Source organism: Mucilaginibacter sp. (genome assembly GCF_028288105.1).
Lineage (GTDB): Bacteria > Bacteroidota > Bacteroidia > Sphingobacteriales > Sphingobacteriaceae > Mucilaginibacter.
The window spans coordinates 1-21,622 of sequence record NZ_JAQBOI010000243.1 but is presented as its reverse complement, the minus strand read 5'-3'; the positions used below and the strand labels follow the sequence as shown (position 1 = coordinate 21,622).

Genomic DNA, 21,622 nt, shown 5'->3' with positions numbered 1-21,622 from the left:
GCTGCAACAATCGGTAAAAAAAGTAAAATGCTAACCGTCATTTTATATGGTAAACGCTAAGCGCTTATATTTTAATTAAACTGTACACCAAAATGGCAATAATACCTACCACCATCATAAATATGTAGAAACCCACGTTACCTGTTTGCAACAGGCGCAGACCCTTACTTGTCTCTAAAGCACCTTTACCCAAGCCGTTCACAAATCCATCGATACCCGAAAGTTCAATTACTTTGTAGAAGAATACCGAAACAGCATCCAATGGCTTACGGATAACCTTATCATACAATTCATCGATATAAAATTTATTATATGACAGGTTTGACAATGCCGGGCGCTCATCCTCATCAGATACAGGCACACTACCTTTTGATACATATTTGCTGTAGGCATAACCCATCGCTATCAGCGCTAATAATACCGATGTACCCATCAGGATCTTTTCGGTATTGTGGCTTAGTTCGTGTTCACCTAATATTTTGTTTGATGCTTCAAAAACAGGTGCAAGGAAAGCGCCTAATTCGTGATGGCCACCCATTACTGCCGGTACACCTATCATACCCGCAATAGCTGATAGTATAGCTAACACAATAAGTGGTATGGTCATGCTGGCAGGCGACTCATGCAAGTGATGTTCCTGCTCATGTGTCCCGCGGAATTTACCCCAAAAGGTTAGGTACATCATCCGGAACATGTAGAAAGAAGTAAGCATAGCGGTAATAACACCCACTACGTAAAACGTTGTGCTATGTGCAAAGGCTGCGGCCAAAATTTCGTCTTTTGAAAAGAAACCCGAGAATGGGGGGATACCCGCGATAGCGATGGTACCAACCAGCATGGTGATAAAAGTAATTTTGATCTTCCCTTTCAATCCGCCCATTTTGCGCATATCCTGCGCACCGCCCATGGCATGGATAACAGAACCTGCCCCCAGGAATAACAATGCTTTAAAGAATGCATGCGTTAATACGTGGAAGAACGCGCCGGTATAAGCGCCAACGCCTAAACCTAAAAACATGTATCCCAATTGCGATACGGTTGAATAGGCCAGTACCTTTTTAATGTCAGTTTGTGTTAAAGCTATCAATGCTGCAAATGCCGCGGTAGCTAAACCAATAAAGGCAACCACTTCCATGGTATCAGGAGCCAATGTGAACAGGATGTTAGAGCGGGCTATCATATAGATACCTGCCGTAACCATGGTAGCCGCGTGTATTAATGCTGATACCGGTGTTGGGCCGGCCATTGCATCTGGCAACCAGGTAAATAATGGCAACTGTGCCGATTTACCAACCGCGCCTATAAATAATAATATGGTGATCAGTACTATCGGTGCCCCTGCTGCAACCGCATCGGGTGCTTTAGGGAAAATGTCCGAAAAGTTAGTACTACCAAAAGTATTTACTAAAAGGAAGATGCCCAGCAAAAAGCCAAGGTCACCAATACGGTTCATAACAAATGCTTTCTTGGCAGCTTCGGCATAGCTTGGATTGGTATACCAAAAACCTATAAGCAGGTATGAGCATAAACCAACGCCTTCCCAGCCTATAAACATTACCACGTAGTTGCTTCCCATTACCAGCAGCAGCATAAAGAAAACAAACAGGTTCAGATAAGAAAAGAACTTACCGAAGCCTTTATCGTCATGCATGTAGCCGATAGAATATAAATGAATAAGGAAGCCTACACCAGTAACGATCAACAGCATTATGGAGCTTAGCTGATCTATCAAAAAGGAGAAAGGGATTTTAAAACTGCCAACGCTGATCCAGTCAAACAAGGTAACCTCGACAGGTACGCCCGAGTTTTTTATCTGGAAGAATGTAGTAACACTTAAACCAAATGCAACCAGTACCAGCAAACTGCCGATAGCGCCGATAAGGTTTTTTGACAGGGTATTACGCCCAAGTCCGTTTATAACAAAACCGGCTAAGGGTAGTACAGGAATAAGCCAGATCAAATTGTCCATTTATATATGTTAAATTTCTTTTTGTCATGCTGAACGATAGTGAAGCATCTATTCGCCGATAGATTCTTCGTACCTCAGAATGACAATTTATTAGTTTACCACTTTAACCTGTTCAATACGTTAATATCGATAGAGTTGGTGTTGCGGTATATCATTACTATAATGGCCAGCCCTACTGCAACTTCTGCCGCGGCTAATGCCATAATAAAAAATACAAAAACTTGCCCGGCTGCATCGCCACGGTAAACCGAAAACGCGGTAAGCAACAGGTTAGCTGAGTTAAGCATAAGCTCAACCGACATAAATATCACAATAGCGTTACGGCGTAATAAAACACCCATTACCCCTATTGAAAATATAATAGCGCTTAATAAAATGTAATGGTTAAGCGGCACCGCTTGAATGGTATGGGTTAAACTTTCCATCAGATGGTTGCTTTAGGTTCTTTAGGGTCTTTTGTTGCCAGCAATACAGCGCCCACCATTGCCGATAATAGCAATACCGACGATACTTCAAACGGCAACAAAAATTCGTTGAATAATACTTTACCCAGGTTTTTTACCAGGCCAAGCTCGGGATTCTTTAATACTACCGGGTCAGATACACCTAATGATTTCAGGGACGATATCAGCGCTACAGCTAAAATACCACCACCAAATACCGCGGCTATCTTCACCATAAATGGTTTAACCGGCTCACTTTCCTTATTCAGGTTTATCAGCATCAGCGTATATAAAAACAATACCAGTATGGCGCCCATGTAAACTATAAAGTTTACGATAGCCAAAAACTGGGCATTCATTAATATATATTGAATGGTGAAAGTAAAAAAGGTAAGTATTAGGTACAGTATGCTGTGCACCGGGTTTTTTGCAGAAATAACCAGTATTGAAAAAAATATGGATAAAAACGCGATGAAGTAAAATGTACTCATGTTTATATTTACAATATACTTTTGCCCTGCTAAAAGCTGCGGGGCAAAGGTATAAAACTTCTGTTATTGATTTAAAGGTGGTTCTACTAATTTGTCTTTACCATAAATAAAATCTTTCCTCAGGTAATCTGACTGTACTATGTCACCATCCAGGTATATTGCTTCTTTAGGGCAAGCCTCTTCGCATAATCCGCAGAAAATGCAACGCAGCATATTAATTTCGTAAACGGCCGCGTATTTTTCTTCGCGATACAAATGCTCTTCACCCTTCTGGCGCTCGGCAGCTATCATGGTAATTGCTTCTGCAGGGCATGATAGTGCGCATAAACCGCAGGCAGTGCAACGTTCCGCACCATTTTCATCGCGCTTAAGCGAGTGCAGGCCACGATAGTTCTCAGAAAACTCACGCTTTTCGTCCGGGTATTGTATAGTAACCGGCTTTTTGAAAAAGTGGCTCATCGTAATTGATAAACCATGCACAATAGCAGGCAGGTAAGCCCTCTCCCAAAAATTGGGCGGCTTTATCACTAATTGCTTTTTCTTATTACTTAATGATTCCATTTAATTCCTCTCGCTTAACTAAAAAAAGTAATAACAATACCAGTAACAACAATATTTGCTATAGCCAATGGTATCAATATCTTCCAACCCAGGTCCATCAACTGATCATAACGGAAACGCGGGATGGTCCAGCGTACCCACATAAAGAAGAAGATGAACAGGAATATCTTAGCAAAAAACACTGCCGTACCAATCAGCGGGCCGATAGCTGGGCCTGTGTGAGCAGTAACCCAATCCATACCCGGATAGTTGTAACCACCCCAATATAAGGTAGCCATTACTGCCGATGATATAAACATGTTAATGTATTCGGCAAACAGGTAAAAACCCAGTTTCATTGACGAATACTCGGTATGATAACCTCCTACCAGCTCTGTTTCGCACTCAGGCAAATCAAACGGTGTACGGTTGGTTTCGGCAAAGGCGCAGATCATAAACAACAGGAAACCTACCGGTTGATACAGCACATTCCAGTGCCAGCCGTGTTGTTGCTGGGCAATTTCGCCCAGGCTTAAAGTACCGGTAACCATTAACAGGGCAATGATAGAAAGCCCCATTGAAATTTCATAGCTGATGTTTTGTGATGCCGCACGGATAGCACCCAATAAAGAGTATTTATTGTTTGATGCCCAGCCGCCTATCATTACACCATATACACCTAATGATACTACACCAAAAATGTACAGGATACCTACGTTAATATCTGTAACCTGCAGCGGGATAGTCCTGCCGCCAACAACTAAATTTTGCCCCCATGGAATAACTGCCGAACCAATACATGCGGTAAGGATAGCTAATGATGGGCCAACTATAAATAAGAAGGGTGTTGCGTTTGTAGGGATGATCTCTTCCTTCATGAACATTTTAGCACCATCAGCCAGTGGCTGTAAAATACCAAACGGACCGGCACGGTTAGGGCCAACCCTGTCCTGAAAAAATGCCGCAATTTTACGCTCGGCATAGGTAGAGTACATGGCTACTACCAGGCTTATCAGGAATATAATAATGATGAGGCCAAATTTTATGGCTATGTCTGCTAATTCCATTACAGGCGTGTCTCCCTTTCAAATTGTTCTTTATTCGCTTCAATCAATACCGGGTTGGTTTTAACAACAGGTAGCGGGTGCAGCGTATCGTAGTGGTTTGAGTTGATAACAGATTTATGCGATACTTTACGCGGACCTTCTATCACCCAGTCACTGGTTCTCTTTTTATCAAAACGGCAGGTATTGCAGATAAATTCTTCTGCTTCGCCGTACTCATCTTTACGTGCAGTTACGCGGATAACATCCTCGCCTTTGTACCATAAAGTAACTTTACCGCCACATTTTTCAGTTTCGCAATCGCGATGCGCTTCAACAGGTTTGGTAAACCAAACACGGTTTTTAAAGCGGAATGTTTTATCGGTTAAAGCGCCTACCGGGCAAACATCAATAACGTTTCCACTGAAATCGTTATCAACAGCTTTTTGTATATAGGTAGATATTTCTGAATGATCGCCGCGGTTTAAGATACCGTGTATGCGATGATCGGTTATCTGGTCGGCAACAAATACGCAACGGTAGCACAGTATGCAACGCGTCATGTGTAATTGTATCTTATCGCCAATGTCTATCTTCTCGAATGTACGGCGGTCAAACTCATAACGGGTTTTGGCTGCACCATGCTCGTAACCTAAATCTTGTAAATGGCACTCGCCTGCCTGGTCACAAACCGGGCAATCAAGCGGGTGGTTTATCAATAACATCTCAACCACACCCTTGCGCGCTTCAATAACCTCTGGCGAAGTGATGTTTTTCACTTCCATGCCATCCATTACCGTAGTACGGCAGCTTGCTACCAGCTTTGGCATAGGGCGCGGGTCTTTTTCAGAACCTTTGCTTACCTGCACCAAACAGGTACGGCATTTACCACCAGTGCCTTCCAGCTTGGAGTAATAACACATAGCAGGCGGAACAATATCACCACCTATCATCCTTGCGGCGTTTAGTATGGTTGTCCCAGCTTCTACTTCAATAGGAAATCCGTCTATTGTAACTTTCATTTATAATTCAAAATTAAAAAGTCAAAAGTCAAAAACCCTGTCCTTTTTATCAATTCCTATTATTTTAGGTTGATGATTATCGATGCGATGATTTTGGATATTTCATCAACTTCGCTCAGCAACTTATTCAATCTCTCTTTCTCATTTAATAAGATGGTATCTCTTATTAAACATATCCAGTATTTCGTTTCGTTCGCAGATTTAAGGGCTATTACATAGAAGTTCCTAAAATCCTTTGTCGAACTGCCCGACTTTGCTTCTATTATATTCGCCCCTACCGAGGTTCCACTTCTTATTAATTGGTCAAATATCGAAAAGTAAATTCTGTCATACTTTGCGGTTGATATAAAAAGCACAATCTCTTTAGAGAATTGGTAACATCTGTGTTTGATGTCGTATGGCTTTTCGGTCAAGCTGCTTCGATTTTGAATTTTTACTTTTTAATTTTGACTTAACTGGCCGCTTCTTCCAATTTCGGCAATGGATCAGCGTAATGCGCTATTCCAAAATTCCTTGTTGTTGCTTCGTTCGGATGCGTTACATGCCATTCAAACTCATCCCTGAAGTGACGTATCGCACTGGCCACCGGCCAAGCTGCTGCATCGCCCAACGGACAAATTGTATTCCCTTCAATTTTTTTAGCTACATCAACCAACAGGTCCATGTCGCTCATTTTACCGTGGCCATATTCCAGGCGGTGTAAAACTTTCTCCATCCAGCCGGTACCTTCACGGCATGGCGAACATTGGCCGCAGCTTTCATGGTGATAGAACCTTGCAAAGTTCCAGGTGTTTCTAACGATACACTGGTCTTCGTCGTAAGCAATAAAACCACCCGAACCCATCATGGTGCCGCTAACAAAACCACCATCGGCTAATGATTCATAGCTCATTAAGCGTGGTTCGTTATTAATAGTTTTCAGGAACAGGTTAGCCGGTAAAATTGGTACCGATGAACCACCTGCAACAACCGCTTTTAAACGTTTGCCATTGGCGATACCACCGCAATATTCGTCGCTGTATAAAAATTCTTCAACCGGTAAGCCCAGGTCAATTTCGTAAACACCCGGTTTGCGTAAGTTACCACCTGCAGATATTAGCTTGGTACCGGTACTACGTCCAATACCAAGTTTTGCATACTCGTCGCCACCTTCGTTAATGATTGGCACAACCGCAGCAATTGATTCCACGTTGTTTACTACCGTTGGGCAGCCATACAAACCCGCGATAGCCGGGAACGGAGGTTTTATCCTTGGGTTACCACGTTTACCTTCCAGTGATTCTAACAAAGCGGTTTCTTCGCCGCAGATGTAAGCACCACCACCCGGTTGTACGTAAAGCTCCAGATCGTAACCTGTGCCTAAAATATTTTTACCTAAAAAGCCTTTGTTCTTTGCTTCGGCAATCGCTTTTTCCAGTATACGTATCTGCGGCATCATTTCGCCACGTACGTATATGTATGAAGTTTTTGCACCCAGCGCGTAACTGGCTACTATCATCCCCTCAATTAATAAGTGAGGGATGTAGGTCATTAAATAACGATCTTTAAATGTACCGGGCTCGGATTCGTCGGCGTTACAAACAAGGTAACGTTCAACACCTTCCGGCTTGGCCAAAAAGCTCCACTTCATCCCGGTAGGGAAACCTGCACCACCACGGCCGCGCAAGCCCGATTTTTTAACTTCTTCTACCACATCATCGGGCGATAAAGTTTTCAGGGCTTTTTCAACAGCAGCGTAACCGCCTTTTGAGCGGTAAACATCAAATGTATTGATGCCGGGTACGTTTATATGTTCTAAAAGTAATTTACGTGCCATTAGTTGTTCGCCTTTCCTTTTAGGTCACCAATCAGTTTATCAACAGATTCAGTGGTTAAGTTCTCGTAAAAAGTATACTCGGGGCCAATTTGCAACACAGGGCCAAAGCCACATGCAGCAAGGCACTCTACGCCTCTCCAGCTAAATAGACCATCGGGGGTAACATCACCTTCTTTAACGCCTAAAGTATTTTCAATGTGGTCCATTATTTTGCTGGCACCAACAATTTCGCAAGGGCCGGTACGGCAAACTTCCAGCATGTACTTGCCTTGTGGCTTTAAAAAATACATGGTATAAAACGATGCCACCTCGTAAACCTCAATAGGCTGAATAGAAAGGTATTCGGCAACTTTATCCATTGCGGGTACGCTGGTCCAGCCAAATTCGGCCTGTACCAAATGCAGTATAGGCAGCAAGGCCGATTTTTGTTTCCCCACAGGGTAACGGCTCACCACATCAGCAAACTTGCTGATCAGTTCCGGCGAAAATGTTACCGGCGTATTGGTATCCTGTACACTAAGCATCTAACTCTCCGGCTATAACGTTTAAACTACTCATGTTAATAATAGCATCAGATAATAACATACCCTGGCTCATTGGCGCATACATTTGGTAATTGATAAAGCTTGGCCTGCGGAAATGTAAACGGTACGGTGAACGGCCACCGTCATTAACCAGGTAAAAGCCTAATTCGCCGTTTGCACCTTCAACCGAGTGGTAAACTTCGGCATTAGGGGTTTCTACTTCGCCCATCACAATTTTAAAGTGATAGATCAAAGCTTCCATGTTATTATATACTTCCTCTTTTGGAGGCAGGTAAAACGCAGGTACGTCCGCATGGAATATATCCGACGGTTCTTTTTCTATCTTGTTCAGCGCTTGCTCTATAATGCGCATGCTCTGCCACATTTCTTCGTTACGTACCAAAAAACGGTTATAAACGTCGCCGTTCTCGCCTACAGGCACTTCAAAATCAAAATCTTCGTATGATGAATACGGCTCCATCGCCCTAACATCATAATCAACACCGGTAGCGCGTAATATAGGGCCGCTCCAGCTGTAGCTTAATGCCGCCTCTGCAGTAACTGCTGCCACACCTTTGGTACGGTCAACAAATATGCGGTTACGGTTAAACAGTGCTTCAAACTCTTTTAATACCGGCGGGAACCTTACTAAAAACCTGCGGATCTTATCGAAAGCAATTTTATTAAAATTACGTTCGAAACCGCCAATACGGCCAATGTTTGTTGTTAAACGCGAGCCGCAGATCTCTTCATAGATCTCGTAAATTTCTTCACGATGTTCCATCATGTACAAGAAACCTGTGAAGGCGCCTGTATCAACACCTAATACGCCATTACAAATAATATGATCTGAAATACGGGCCAGTTCCATGATAATTACACGCATGTAATCAACACGTTTAGGCATTTCTATATTCAACAGCTTTTCAACCGTCATATGCCATCCCATATTATTTATGGGCGATGAGCAATAGTTTAAACGATCGGTAAGGGGTGTTATCTGGTAAAATGGGCGATGCTCGGCAATTTTTTCAAATGCACGGTGTATATAGCCTATGGTTGATACGCCGCTAACTATACGTTCGCCATCCATCTGCAGCACATTCTGGAACACACCGTGCGTAGCAGGGTGCGTTGGGCCCAGGTTGAGCGTAGAGTACTCGGTTTGCGGGTCGTTGTCGGTATATACTGGGTGATTCTGCATTTATATTATCTCCCGAAAAAGTAATCTTTTTTATCAATACGGTTTGGATCTTCCAGCGGGAATTCCTTCCTCATCGGGAATACGGTCATGTCATCAACATTCAGTATCCTTCTCAGGTCGGGGTGGCCGTCAAATATCACCCCAAAAAAGTCATATGTTTCACGTTCCATCCAGTTAGCGCCATCCCATATAGTTGAAGCTGTTGGGATATGTAAGTCATCCAATGAAAGGAATACTTTTATACGGATACGTGTATTTGTAGTAAGGCTGTGCAGGTGATAAATTACACCTATTGGTTTTTCCAGCTCGGGGTAATGTACGGCAGTAAGATCTGTTAAATAGATAAACTGCAGCGCTGCATCAGTTTTTAAAAAGCTTAACACAGCATTGATGCTTTCTTTATTGGTTTCTACAGTAAGCAGGCCAAAATCGGCACCTGTTTCAGCAACCTGGCCGGGGAACTTATCGTTTAGCTTTTGTAAAAGCTCTTCGTTTGCTATTTTACCCATTATTGAATTCCGTATTTAGCCAGCAGCTCCTGATACTTAGGCTCTTCGCGCCTGCGCAAAGTTTCTGTTTGTACCAATTTTTGGATAGCCATAAAACCATCAATAATAGCTTCGGGGCGTGGCGGGCAACCAGGCACATAAACATCTACCGGGATAACTTCGTCAATACCCTGCAAAACAGAGTAGGTATCAAATATACCACCGCTTGATGCACAGGCACCAACAGCCATAACCCAACGAGGTTCGGCCATTTGTAAATAAACCTGACGCAAAACCGGGCCCATTTTTTTTGAAATAGTACCCATTACCATTAAAAGATCGGCTTGGCGAGGGGAAAAACTTAAACGCTCGGCCCCAAATCTGCTTAAATCGTAATGTGAACCCATAGTAGCCATAAACTCGATACCGCAACATGATGTAGCAAACGGCAATGGCCATAAGGAGTGCGAGCGTGCCAAACCCACTGCCTGATCAAGCTTAGTAGCAAAAAAGCCAGATCCTTCAACACCCGCAGGGGCTTCAACTATTTGAATATCACTCATTAAATTCCTATCAAATAATATTAAATCAGCTGTTAAACTGATTTACAAATTTACAATAAAATACGCTGTAACAAATACACTATGAAAGTTATGAAATATATTTAGAATCAATCTAAACTAATTCAACCCCTCAATCTTCGCCGGCCGAAAGATTTAATTAGCACCTAAAGCCTGTCGGCAGGTTTAGTGGGATCAATCCCAGTTTAGTGCACCTTTTTTTATGATATAGAAAAAGCCGGCTAATAGTGTGCCCATAAATATGAACATCTCTATCATCCCCTCTCTACCCAGGTCACGAAAATTCACTGCCCATGGATACATAAATATCACCTCCACATCAAACAAAACAAACAGTATTGCTACCAGGAAGTATTTGATTGACATTGGGCTACGCGCGTTACCAATAACTTCGATACCCGACTCAAAGGGTGTTAGCTTATCTTTTGTAACACGCTTAGGGCCTATTTTGTGGGTTACAAACATTGTTGTAACAACAAACCCCATAGCTACCAGCATCTGGAATATGATGGGCAAATAATTAACCGGTAAACTTTGTAATTCCATGATGCAAATATACAAATGAGCGCATAATAAAAAAGGCCTCTTTTTTAGAAGAGGCCTTTTAATACTTATTTAAGCTAAAAGCTTATTTGCCTTTACCGGTGCCTCCACCTTTACGCGAGAAGAATAACACAACCTGTTTATTAGCTGGGTCGTTATCTCTTGCCTTGGTGTAATTCTCTATAGCTTTAGCCATATCCTTTTCTTTAAATTCAGAATATATAGCCAGGTAAACATACGCCTCTGCTAAGTTCTTTTTCGTTTTATCATCTGGCACACCGCCTTTGGCGCCTACCACTTCAATGTATTTTTCGTAGAAAGGTTTAGCGTAACCTACTATATTGTTACGGTCCTTATCCCTTAACTCGTTAACACGGGCACGATAAAGATATGCGTCAGTAGTTGCAGGTGCCTTTTGTACTACATAGCTAAACGCCGAATCGGCTTTTGCAATTATTGAATCGGCATTAGGCTTTTTCTCATCGTAAGCAAAATAATAACTGATGCCTTCATAAAAATGGTCTAAAAGCTTAACGCCCCTACCTTTTTGTGTGAAAACATGATAGGCATCACCAGCTTCAGCATATTTCTTTTGCGCATATAGTGCTTTTGCAATTTCAGGATATACATCTACCTGGCTTGTATCCATTGCTAAAGCTTTACGTAATGAACCAATACCTAAAGAATCTTGTTTTGAAGCTATCTGTAAACGGCCCAGGTAAACATAATCACGTGGGATAACACGTTTAGGATCTGCTTTGGTAACCCAGGTATTCATTGCAGTTAAACCTGCAGCAAAGTCCTTGTTCTCGTAAGCAGAATAAGCCAAATAACGGTAGATCCTTAGGTTTGTATTTGCCGATTTTGACAAATCTGATGCTACTGTTTGTAATGTTTTATAATCACCAGATAGCAACAAGAAGTCGGCATAACGTAACTGCGATTCAATAGACATATCAGTTAAAGAAAGGTATTTTTTATATTGCTCAGTAGCTTCTTTAATTTTAGCTGATGCCATTCTTGGATCGTTTTGTGCCCAACGAACATCTGTTTCTGCCCACTCGCGGTAAGCCGGCCCATAGTTAGGGTCAATAGCTAAAGCCGCTTTAAACTCAGTTTCTGAGCTTTCAAAGTTATTGGCATATTTCCAGATAACACCTGTTGCTACCTTAGCATGAGCCAATTTAGGGTCAAGCTCTAAAGCTGCCTGGTAGTTACCCAGCGCCTCGGTGTTTTTGCTTTGCGTGCGTAATGCATCACCTAAAGCAACAAGCACTTCCGCATCTTTTGCATTAACTGCTTTGCCTTTTGTTAATACTGTAACAGCGGCATTTGCATCTGCAGCAGGTATTTTACCATCCACATCGTTTAACAGGTAAGATCTACCTACATACAAATATGGTTTACTATCCTTGCCGGCCAATGATGTTGCCTGGTTAAAATTTGTAGTGGCTGTTGCCCTATCTTTATCCAAAAAAGCAGCAGCACCTAAACCCGCATAGTTTAATGCTGATTTTGGGTTTACAGCAATACCTTTTTGAAATACAGCTTTTGCTGAATCAGGATATTCCTGAAGAATGTATACCCAGCCCAGGTAAAAGAAGTTCTCATCCTTGGTAGCCTGGGTAACGGTTAAATTTTTAAGCATCGATTTAGCTTTCTGAAACTGCTCGGCATCAATCGCTTTTTTCGCATCGGCTAAACTCTGCGCAAAAACTGACGAGCCTACAAGCGTAAGGGCTAATACTATCTTACTTATCTTACTGATCATTTTCATCTTAGTTTGTAAATTATGTATAGTTAGTGTGTTATGTTTATTTCCCTTTGCGGGATAGAATCGGGTAGTAAACCCGATTTTAAAATTATCCGCTGGCCGCGTTCACTGGCTAAGAATGAGGCAAAGCCCGATCCTAAACCTTTTCTGCCTGTGCAATCAATTATATACAATGACCTGCTTAGCGGATACGTATGTTGGACAAGTGTGGTCTGTGAAGGTTTAAAATACTCATTAGGGGCAATTTTATTATTCTCGTCTTTAACGCCTACAATTTTAACCTTATCAACGGCTTCAGCATAATCTTTGTCAGGGTCGTTTAGCCAGCTAAAGCCTGTTATACCTATCGAATTAGGGTGTGTACTAACATACTTTATAACCTCTTTGCTTGAGCTTAACGCATAAATATTTTTTTGCTTTAACTCTTGGTTTCCAGATAAGTTCTTCAAATATCTTACCAAACTTGAGTTAGGGTTGTCAAACACTATATTAATATCGGTTCTTGACTGCCCTTTTAACATACTTTTAATTTCGTTAACCGAAATCGTAGTATCTTTTGACGTTTGATTTACAATAAGAGCAACAGCATCTACAGCAAATTTGTTCACATCTGCTACTAATGTACGCCTTTTTAGTACACCCAACTCGGCTGTATCCAGGTTACGTGACAAAATGGCAACTCTTACTTTATCATTTAGTAAACTATTTACAACCTCACTTTCGGGTTTATAAGTAATTACCGGGTTGGCCTCGGGATATAAAGCCTTAAAAACATACAGTTCTTCGTCAATAATTGGCGAAAATGATTCATCGCCTGCAAATTGTGCTGTTCCGGATGTAAAGCCATCCAGCGGGGCTTTTTTGCCGGCATTTTGTTGACAACTTTGTAATAATACTAATAATGAAAACCCTGATAATAGAGCTACAAAACTAACTTTCATTAGGGTCCTTTCTTAAATAACGCGAAAAGCGTAAAACTGCGTAAATTAATATAACTGAACCAAAGATTGTTCTTTGTGATTTAGGAAGATCTAACGGAAATTTATCCCAGAAAATTATCATTAATCCTAATACGCAAAAGGCAATAAATGCAGTAACTCCTAAAATAAGCAAAAACCGCCTTTTGGGCGATTTTTGCTTTTCATTGTTATTTGATAACATTAATTTTTATTCTGACGCCAATGTAAAGTTTACAGGTATGCTGTATTGTACACGAACCGGACGTCCGTTTTGTATACCTGGTTTCCATCTCGGCGAAGCTTTCAATACACGTACAGCTTCTTCATCTGTACCACTACCAAGAGAGCGCAAAACCTTAATATCGGTTAATGAGCCATCTCTTTCAACTACGAAGGTTAAAACCACACGCCCTTGAACGTTGTTTTCTCTTGCAATAGCCGGGTAACGAATATTCTTTTGAAGATATGCTCCAAATTTTGCATCACCACCAGGGAAACCCGGAGCTTGCTCTACCGCGGTAAAAATTTGGTTAGGGTTTTCTTCAACAACCTGTTTCACATCAGAGTTACCTACCGGTTCATCAATTCTGATATCGGCATTAGGGTCACCCTTTTGGTCTTTCTGCCCCGGATCCGCTACTTCCAACTCTTTAACGGTTGGCGGGTCTTTTTCTTGTACCTCGTTATCTGGTTTTACAACCGGAGGCGGGAAACGCACCTGGTCAACTTTTGGCTTAGGTGGTTCCGGAGGTGGCGGAGGTGGTTTTTCTTGTTCATTTACGGGTGGCGGAGGCAGTACCACTTCGGTAACCTTCACCTTCTCGTCAGCCTTAGGGATAAATCCCTCTATTGCATTGATGATTGTTTTAAAAGATATAAGTAAAACAAATGCTGCTACTCCAATTATAAGGGCCTTGTTTGTGTTACGAGGATTTTCCTTTCTAAGTTCGTACGCACCATAAGCTTTGTTACGGCCTGCAAAAACAACGTCAATCCACTGCTGGTTTAGTATGTCTAATTTTGATCCAAACATTGTCTTCTAACGTTAATTTACTTTTAATTATTCCTTAATAGTTACCATCACGCTTAAGCAAATCGATTTCACTTGGCAAAATGTCAACAATGGCATATGAGGTTACATTGGTTATTTTCATCTCGTCCAAAACGTCAACCAAATTTTTGTAATTTGATTTGTCGCTTGGTTTAATTAATACGAACATGAATTTACCCGTACTTGCTTGTATTTCCTTACCTTTTTCAACAAGGGTTTTGCGCAAGCCATCTTTCCCATAGCCTTCGGTTGTAGGCTGTGATTTACCGGGCTCGCCAATAAACCATTCCAGTTTGTTATTTGACCCTAACAAAATAGTCATTGACCTTGAAGCAGCCATAGGCTCCTGTTCTTTTGTCTTCTCATCTTTGTCAGGCATAATAACATCCATTGCCTTTGGTTTCGAAAGCGTGGTAGTAAGCATGAAGAAGGTAATTAACAAGAAGGCCAAATCCACCATCGCGGTTAAATCCACGCGTGTAGAGGCTTTCTTACTTCTTACTTTCCCGCCTTTTTTCCCCCCGCCGGAGGAGGTGTCTAATTCTGCCATTTTTAATTCGTTTTAGGTGCAGTTCTAATTGTTGTAATTAGACTAAACTTGTTTACTTCTTGTCTCTGAAGGATACCGATCACTTTTTTAATAGTTGGGTACTCTTCTTTATTATCTCCTTTGATAGATACCCTTAACGCTTTGTTGTGTAAGGCCACATCAGCTTTACGCGCTTCGCGGATCCAGTCAGCAAGTTCGTTGTTAGCAGTAGTATCATTAGGGATACCGGGTTGCTTATACTCCTTTTTCTGAGCTGCGTCTAATTGCAGGAACTGTTTCAGCTGGTTCATAGGTACGCCAAATATGGGTGTGCCCGAGAACTTTGTTTGCTCTTCGACAGTAAATTTAATACCGTATTTATCACCCATTTGATTTAGGGTTTGTTTACGGATATCGTTACCATCTACAGTAAAGAACACTTTTTGCTCGGCAACAGTCAGCATCAATACGTTATCATCTGGTATTGGCTGCGTAATAGACGAAGCAGGTATATCAACCGGAACAGGATCTTCTGTCCGGGGTTTTGCTGTTAATATAAAGAAAGTAAGCAACAGGAAGGCTACGTCGCACATGGCGGTCATATCAATCGCGGTACTCTTTCTTTGGACTTTTACTCTTGGCATATTGTTCTTTTTTTAAAAAAATATATAATGTAAAGATAGTTACTTATCCCAATTATCCAAATTATATTCTGTTATAACGGGAAAACACGCACTAATATTTTACAATTATTATTTTTTATGTGAAGCAGCAAATGTTTGAACTATGCTGAAACCAGTTTCGTCAATAGCGTAAGTCAGTTTATCAATTTTTGAAGTAAACACATTGTACATTACAATTGATATAGCTGAAGTACCGATACCTAACGCTGTATTGATAAGTGCCTCAGAGATACTGTTTGATAATGCTGCCTGGTTTGGAGCACCTGAAGATGCCAACTCGCCGAAAGCCTTGATCATACCAATTACTGTACCCAATAGACCGGTTAATGTACCGATAGATACCAGGGTAGCGATGATAGTTAAATTTTGCTCTAACATTGGCATTTCTAAAGCTGTTGCTTCTTCAATGTCTTTTTGGATAGCTAATGCTTTCTGATCAACATCCATAGTTTGATCAGTTTCCATTTCGCGGTATTTTTTCAAACCTGATTTTATAACGTTTGCTACAGAACCTTTTTGTTTGTCGCACTCAGCGTTTGCGCCGTCGATGTTACCAGCGTTAAGGAATGATTGGATCCTTCTTACGAATGCATCCACATTACCTGTACCAGATGCTTTGCCAATAACTACAAACCTTTCAATTGAAAACACGATAACCATTAACAGGTATGACATGATCAATGGTACAATTATACCACCTTTGTGTACAGTACCAAATAAATCGCCAGGATTTGGCTCGTTAGCAGGATCGCCACCTTTATAGTGACTTGGGTGGCCTAATATGAATACAAAAATACAAATTGCCACTACTATACAGATAGGGATGGTCAAAGTTGCAAATGCGCCCGATGCACTTGAGCTTTCTTTTTTCACAGGAGTAGTTGGTTTTGTTGGTGCGTTTGCCATTACTTTTTAATTTTTAGTTTTCGTTTTGTTTATAATATAAGTTAATAAAAAATGTGTGCGTTTTAAGCGGATAACAAAAATAGAATTTAAATGAAATAAAAAAACTTTTTCTGAAATTCTTTATAATAATTTAATATACAGCTCAAAGCGTTCTGCAATTTTGTGATTACATAACGCTTTGAAACAGAAAAATTGTCTGTCAGGCAGACAATTTTTTACAATACAACCCATTTTTTTTAATAATAGCAAGCAAAAACCTATAAAAAGTGTGTAACAGTAGTGATATAGTTGCGTCTAACTATACGGCTACAACTGTATTTGGCCCTGCGTTTATTATCTCGACGGTGCTGTATGCCGCATATTTCTCAAAGTTCTTAACAAATGCCGAGGCCAGCTTGTTTGCACTACACTCATAATTTTCTGCATTGGCCCAGGTATTTTTAGGATTCAGCACATCATCCGGCACATTTGGGCAGCTAACCGGTATCATCATGTTAAATATAGGGTGCTGATGATAATTTACATTATCTAACCCTCCGTTTAGCGCGGCAGTTATCATAGCCCGGGTGTATGAAAGCTTCATGCGTTGGCCTGTTCCGTAAGCGCCGCCTGTCCAGCCTGTATTTATAAGCCATACATTTACCTGGTGTTCTTTTATTTTTTTACCTAACAGTTTAGCATAGGCAACCGGGTGCAATGGCAAAAACGCTTCGCCAAAACAGGCAGAGAAAGTGGCCTTTGGCTCGGTAATACCAGCTTCGGTACCGGCTATTTTAGCTGTATAGCCCGATATGAAGTGATACATGGCCTGCTCAGGTGTTAGTTTTGATATAGGAGGCAGTATCCCAAAGGCATCTGCAGTTAAAAAGAATATGTTTTTGGGCGATGCTGCTATAGATGGTATAACCGCGTTGCTTACATTTGATAAAGGATAGGCAACCCGGGTGTTCTCGGTTTTATCTATATTATTAAAGTTAACTCTGCGTGTGCCCGGCACAAAGTTCACATTCTCTAACAGCGCGCCATATTTAATAGCATTAAATATCTGTGGTTCTTTTTCGGCAGTAAGACCACAGCATTTGGCATAGCAGCCACCCTCAAAATTAAATATGGAGTAGTCGCTCCAGCCGTGCTCGTCATCGCCGATCAGGTTACGGTCCGGGTCGGCAGATAAGGTTGTTTTACCCGTGCCGGATAATCCGAAGAAAATCGCGGTATCGCCCCTGCTGCCTGTATTGGCCGAGCAATGCATCGATAGCACCTGCTTATCATGCGGTAATATAAAGTTGAGTACCGAGAATATAGCCTTCTTTATTTCGCCGGTATAACCGGTACCGCCAATCAGTATAGTTCTTTTACTAAAGCTGATGATAACGAAGTTTTCCTGGCGTGTACCATCTGTAGCCGGGTTGGCCTTAAAGCCCGTGGCAGCGATGATGGTCCACTCTGGCTGGCCTTCGGGATTAGTAACTTCCGGGCGAATGAACAAGTGATGTACAAACAGGTTTTGGTAAGCTGTTTCGGTAACTACACGTATATCTATATGGTATTTTTCGTTAGCGCAAGCGCATGAATCGCGCACAAAAATTTCCTTATTAGCCAGGTAGTTTGTTACCTTATTATATAAGGCGTCAAATTTGTCTGCGGAAAACTTAATATTTATATCGCCCCACCATACCACATCGTGGGTGATTTCGTCATCAACAATAAAACGATCTTTGGGAGAGCGGCCTGTAAATTCGCCGGTATCAATTGCAAGGGCGCCGGTGTCGCTTAGTATGCCTTCGTTCCTTTTTATTGCAGCTTCAACAAGTTGCGCAGGGGTTAGCTGGTAAAAAATAGCAGTGCCATTAGCCAGGTTGAGATACCCTAAATTGGGTACCCGGTTATTCATGTTGTTCATTAAAAGGCTGTTTATAATTGGTTGCCCAAAAATACCCTTTTGATACACTAACAAGCAAGTATTTTATGATATTTATTTACATAATGTACGTTTTACACACCATGTAAATAGCTAATAATCAATAGTTAACAACAATAAATAAATTTATTTCAATACACTATCCTCCGGCTTTTTTAGCCTTATAGCCATCGGTTTGCAGCATGGTTAATACCTTATCTCTAAAATCGCCCTGTAATAATATCTCGCCATCTTTTACAGAGCCGCCTACACCGCATTTAGTTTTCAGCTTTTTGCCTATGGCTTCCAAGTCGGTATCGGCACCAATAAACCCACTAATACGGGTTACCAGTTTATTTCCTTTTATCCGGTCGAGAAATATTTTTAGGTTCTGTTGCTGTGGCGGCAGGGTTTGCTGTGCGTTACCGCCTTCTTCCTGGTATTGAAAATCAGGGTCGGTAGAGTACATAATGCCGGTAAAATTCTTCTTTGCCATATAGCCCCCTCTAATCTCCACCGATAGGGGAGACTTTTATTTGTTTTAAACTTTGCCCTTCTCCTAAAGCCCCTCTCCCTCGGAGAGGGGCTGGGGTGAGGCTTTTAATTTTTATATGAACCGCCAACAATAACTTTTAACGCCTTGGGCACCACTTCTATATTAATATCAGTACCGGCACCCTGCGGCTCGCCATCTAAATGAATGGGGCCCTCCTGCTCGCGGGTAATATGGATATGCCTGCCTTTAATGATCTCTACATATTTAGAGGTATCGGCCGTTTTAGTGAACATGCGCAAGCCCATTTCGGGGAAACGCCACAACGGGAACGGCTTTATAATACAAACATCCAGCAAACCATCCTGCACAGATGCCGTTGGCGATACATGCGCGTTATTACCGTATTGCGATGAATTGGCCATGCTCAGCATAAATGCTTCACGGTCATAAGGAACGCCATCAACCTCTATATGATAGTGTTTTGATTTATAGGTAGAGATTTCTTTTATCGAAGATTTAAAATAGCTTACAAAACCCCTCTTCTCGCTGCCGTTGGCAAATACATGGCTAATATGCGCATCAAAACCCATCCCGGCCATGTTAAAAAACCATTGTCCGTTCATTTTACCGGCATCAATAGTTATAACACGCGCCTCATTGAATGTTTTAAAAGCCTCTTCAGCATTCATTGGAATATTCAGGAACCTTGACAAGCCATTACCCGAGCCATACGGAATTACACCTAATACAGTATCTGTATTAACTATGCCAGATGCAACCTCGTTAACGGTACCATCGCCGCCTATCGCTACAACAATATCATACTCACCAACAGCGGCTTTGGCTAAATCGTGCGCATGGAAAATACCGGTTGTAAATTCAATGTCATATTCAAAAATAGCTGTATCAACGTATTTCTGTATAAGCCCCGGCACTCCATCCTTTTTCTTCCCGCCTGATACCGGGTTTATTATAAATAACGCTTTCCTTTTCAACTATATAGGGTTTCAATGGGCAAAAGTAAATGTATTTTCGGCTTTGTGAAAAATTGTTTTATTTTTGCCATTCGAAAGTGGACTGATTTAATGCCCGAATAACCGGGACTGGATTGCAACCACGTAAAAAAGTGCTAACCCTGCTCCTTTTACAACGTTTCAAATAAATCATTACCTTTCGATTTTAACGTTTATTTAAAAATAATATGCCATACTTATTTACATCGGAGTCTGTATCAGAAGGGCATCCGGATAAAGTTGCCGACCAAATATCGGACGCGTTAATTGATAACTTTTTAGCTTTCGACCCCGAGTCGAAAGTGGCTTGCGAAACACTGGTAACTACCGGGCAGGTATTTTTGGCGGGCGAGGTAAAATCAAAAGCTTATTTAGATGTACAAAAAATTGCCCGTGATGTAATTAACCGTATTGGTTATACCAAAGGCGAATATATGTTTGATGGCAGCTCGTGTGGTGTGTTATCTGCTATCCATGAGCAATCGCCGGATATTAACCAGGGTGTTGACCGCAAGGCTAAAGAAGAGCAAGGCGCCGGCGACCAGGGTATGATGTTTGGTTATGCCACTATCGAAACTGATAACTACATGCCTTTGGCTTTAGATATCGCCCATGCTTTATTGGTAGAGCTTGCTGCTATCCGCCGCGAGAACTCTGATATTAAATACCTTCGCCCGGATGCAAAATCGCAGGTTACTTTAGAGTACAGCGACGATAACCAGCCAACACGTATAGATGCGATAGTAATATCTACACAGCATGATGATTTTGGCGAAGAAGAAGCTATGCTATCTAAGATCAGCAGCGATATTGTTAGTATCCTTATCCCACGTGTTAAGGCTAAATATCCAAAATACGCTCACTTTTTTAACAACGATATTAAGTATCACATTAACCCAACCGGTAAATTTGTTATTGGTGGCCCGCATGGCGATACAGGCTTAACCGGCCGTAAAATTATTGTTGATACCTACGGTGGCAAAGGCGCACACGGGGGCGGTGCTTTCTCTGGTAAAGACCCATCAAAGGTTGACCGCTCTGCCGCTTACGCAACCCGCCACATTGCCAAAAACCTGGTAGCTGCCGGTGTTTGTAATGAGATTTTGGTACAAGTATCATATGCGATAGGCGTTGCCCAACCAATGGGGATTTACGTAAATACTTATGGCACTGCTAAAGTTGGTTTAAACGATGGCGAGATTGCTAAGAAAGTGGAAAGCATTTTTAACATGACCCCATATGCTATAGAAACCCGCTTTAAACTGCGTAACCCAATCTATAGCGAAACTGCAGCTTACGGACACTTTGGCCGCCCTAACGAAACGGTTACCAAATCGTTTAACGCGCACGATGGCACCACAGTAACCCGCGAAGTAGAATTGTTTACCTGGGAGAAATTAGACTACGTAGATAAAGTAAAAAGCGCCTTCGGTTTATAATATAACCCGGATAAATTTTACAAAGGCGTACCACAATGGTGCGCCTTTTTTTATGCCTCAGATTTTTTTGCTTTTTGGCGGTGATAATACCGGGTTGCTTTATCAATACTGCCACACTCCAACGGATTGCACCAGCGGCGGGTATGGGTACGGCTTTTATCAAGGAACAGCCATCCGCAGGCCGAACACTCTTTTACATATTTAGCCG

General features: G+C 41.7%; 24 protein-coding genes. 1 reads left to right on the top strand and 23 read right to left on the bottom strand.

Annotated features, from left to right (window positions below):
- Positions 1–64 precede the first annotated feature (64 nt).
- The 22 genes from nuoL to JWQ85_RS16445 all read right to left on the bottom strand — a co-directional run bounded on the left by nuoL (position 65) and on the right by JWQ85_RS16445 (position 19,957).
- Positions 65–1,969 carry an NADH-quinone oxidoreductase subunit L gene (gene nuoL, locus JWQ85_RS16545; protein ID WP_299469955.1) on the bottom strand — a complete coding sequence of 635 codons (1,905 nt, stop codon included), beginning with the start codon at positions 1,967–1,969 and terminating at the stop codon, positions 65–67.
- A gap of 95 nt (positions 1,970–2,064) precedes the next feature.
- Complete coding sequence (nuoK, locus tag JWQ85_RS16540; RefSeq protein WP_299469953.1) at positions 2,065–2,394, bottom strand: NADH-quinone oxidoreductase subunit NuoK; 330 nt, start codon at positions 2,392–2,394, stop codon at positions 2,065–2,067.
- Entirely contained in the window at positions 2,394–2,903 is a 510-nt protein-coding gene (locus JWQ85_RS16535) for an NADH-quinone oxidoreductase subunit J (protein WP_299469951.1), read from the bottom strand. Before JWQ85_RS16535 ends, nuoK begins: the two co-directional genes overlap by 1 nt.
- A 63-nt stretch (positions 2,904–2,966) precedes the next feature.
- Entirely contained in the window at positions 2,967–3,464 is a 498-nt protein-coding gene (locus JWQ85_RS16530; RefSeq protein WP_299469949.1) for an NADH-quinone oxidoreductase subunit I, read from the bottom strand.
- Positions 3,465–3,478: 14 nt separating this feature from the next.
- Entirely contained in the window at positions 3,479–4,510 is a 1,032-nt protein-coding gene (gene nuoH, locus JWQ85_RS16525; protein WP_299469948.1) for an NADH-quinone oxidoreductase subunit NuoH, read from the bottom strand.
- Positions 4,510–5,508: a 2Fe-2S iron-sulfur cluster-binding protein gene (locus JWQ85_RS16520; protein WP_299469946.1), complete on the bottom strand. Its 999-nt coding sequence runs from the start codon at positions 5,506–5,508 to the stop codon at positions 4,510–4,512. Before JWQ85_RS16520 ends, nuoH begins: the two co-directional genes overlap by 1 nt.
- Before the next feature lie 59 nt (positions 5,509–5,567).
- Positions 5,568–5,921 carry a four helix bundle protein gene (locus JWQ85_RS21945; RefSeq protein ID WP_367186235.1) on the bottom strand — a complete coding sequence of 118 codons (354 nt, stop codon included), beginning with the start codon at positions 5,919–5,921 and terminating at the stop codon, positions 5,568–5,570.
- A gap of 38 nt (positions 5,922–5,959) precedes the next feature.
- Positions 5,960–7,324, bottom strand: a complete 1,365-nt coding sequence (nuoF, locus tag JWQ85_RS16515) for an NADH-quinone oxidoreductase subunit NuoF (protein ID WP_299469944.1) — start codon at positions 7,322–7,324, stop codon at positions 5,960–5,962.
- The gene (gene nuoE / locus JWQ85_RS16510) at positions 7,324–7,848 is read right to left on the bottom strand and encodes an NAD(P)H-dependent oxidoreductase subunit E (RefSeq protein WP_299469942.1); all 525 of its coding nucleotides are present in this window, start codon (positions 7,846–7,848) and stop codon (positions 7,324–7,326) included. Before nuoE ends, nuoF begins: the two co-directional genes overlap by 1 nt.
- Positions 7,841–9,052 (bottom strand): NADH-quinone oxidoreductase subunit D, encoded by a 1,212-nt coding sequence (locus JWQ85_RS16505; protein WP_299469940.1) that lies wholly within the window; start codon positions 9,050–9,052, stop codon positions 7,841–7,843. Before JWQ85_RS16505 ends, nuoE begins: the two co-directional genes overlap by 8 nt.
- A gap of 5 nt (positions 9,053–9,057) precedes the next feature.
- Entirely contained in the window at positions 9,058–9,561 is a 504-nt protein-coding gene (locus JWQ85_RS16500) for an NADH-quinone oxidoreductase subunit C (protein WP_299469938.1), read from the bottom strand.
- Complete coding sequence (locus tag JWQ85_RS16495; RefSeq protein ID WP_299469936.1) at positions 9,561–10,103, bottom strand: NADH-quinone oxidoreductase subunit B; 543 nt, start codon at positions 10,101–10,103, stop codon at positions 9,561–9,563. Before JWQ85_RS16495 ends, JWQ85_RS16500 begins: the two co-directional genes overlap by 1 nt.
- 192 nt (positions 10,104–10,295) lie before the next feature.
- Entirely contained in the window at positions 10,296–10,667 is a 372-nt protein-coding gene (locus JWQ85_RS16490; RefSeq protein ID WP_299469934.1) for an NADH-quinone oxidoreductase subunit A, read from the bottom strand.
- An 82-nt stretch (positions 10,668–10,749) separates the two neighbouring features.
- Positions 10,750–12,435 carry a tetratricopeptide repeat protein gene (locus JWQ85_RS16485; protein ID WP_299469932.1) on the bottom strand — a complete coding sequence of 562 codons (1,686 nt, stop codon included), beginning with the start codon at positions 12,433–12,435 and terminating at the stop codon, positions 10,750–10,752.
- Between the two features lie 29 nt (positions 12,436–12,464).
- Positions 12,465–13,379 carry a PstS family phosphate ABC transporter substrate-binding protein gene (locus tag JWQ85_RS16480; protein ID WP_299469930.1) on the bottom strand — a complete coding sequence of 305 codons (915 nt, stop codon included), beginning with the start codon at positions 13,377–13,379 and terminating at the stop codon, positions 12,465–12,467.
- A gap of 226 nt (positions 13,380–13,605) precedes the next feature.
- Positions 13,606–14,430 (bottom strand): energy transducer TonB, encoded by an 825-nt coding sequence (locus tag JWQ85_RS16475; protein WP_299469928.1) that lies wholly within the window; start codon positions 14,428–14,430, stop codon positions 13,606–13,608.
- A 34-nt stretch (positions 14,431–14,464) separates the two neighbouring features.
- A complete protein-coding gene (locus tag JWQ85_RS16470; protein ID WP_299469926.1) occupies positions 14,465–14,998 on the bottom strand; it encodes a biopolymer transporter ExbD in 534 nt (177 codons plus the stop codon).
- 2 nt (positions 14,999–15,000) lie between these two features.
- Positions 15,001–15,621 carry a biopolymer transporter ExbD gene (locus JWQ85_RS16465; RefSeq protein ID WP_299469924.1) on the bottom strand — a complete coding sequence of 207 codons (621 nt, stop codon included), beginning with the start codon at positions 15,619–15,621 and terminating at the stop codon, positions 15,001–15,003.
- Positions 15,622–15,729: 108 nt separating this feature from the next.
- Positions 15,730–16,566, bottom strand: a complete 837-nt coding sequence (locus JWQ85_RS16460) for a MotA/TolQ/ExbB proton channel family protein (protein WP_299469922.1) — start codon at positions 16,564–16,566, stop codon at positions 15,730–15,732.
- Positions 16,567–16,864: 298 nt separating this feature from the next.
- Positions 16,865–18,469: a phosphoenolpyruvate carboxykinase (ATP) gene (gene pckA, locus JWQ85_RS16455; protein WP_299469920.1), complete on the bottom strand. Its 1,605-nt coding sequence runs from the start codon at positions 18,467–18,469 to the stop codon at positions 16,865–16,867.
- A 157-nt stretch (positions 18,470–18,626) separates the two neighbouring features.
- Entirely contained in the window at positions 18,627–18,962 is a 336-nt protein-coding gene (locus JWQ85_RS16450) for a translation initiation factor (protein ID WP_299469918.1), read from the bottom strand.
- Positions 18,963–19,066: 104 nt separating this feature from the next.
- Entirely contained in the window at positions 19,067–19,957 is an 891-nt protein-coding gene (locus JWQ85_RS16445; protein WP_299469916.1) for a diacylglycerol kinase family protein, read from the bottom strand.
- Positions 19,958–20,163: 206 nt separating this feature from the next.
- Here JWQ85_RS16445 and metK point away from each other — a divergent pair, with 206 nt between their 5' ends.
- On the top strand, positions 20,164–21,414 hold the full coding sequence (gene metK / locus JWQ85_RS16440; RefSeq protein WP_299469914.1) for a methionine adenosyltransferase: 1,251 nt from the start codon (positions 20,164–20,166) through the stop codon (positions 21,412–21,414).
- Between the two features lie 50 nt (positions 21,415–21,464).
- Here metK and JWQ85_RS21940 read toward each other — a convergent pair.
- Positions 21,465–21,622, bottom strand: a 158-nt coding sequence (locus JWQ85_RS21940; RefSeq protein WP_367186236.1) for a CGNR zinc finger domain-containing protein, incomplete at its 5' end; no start/stop codon positions are given.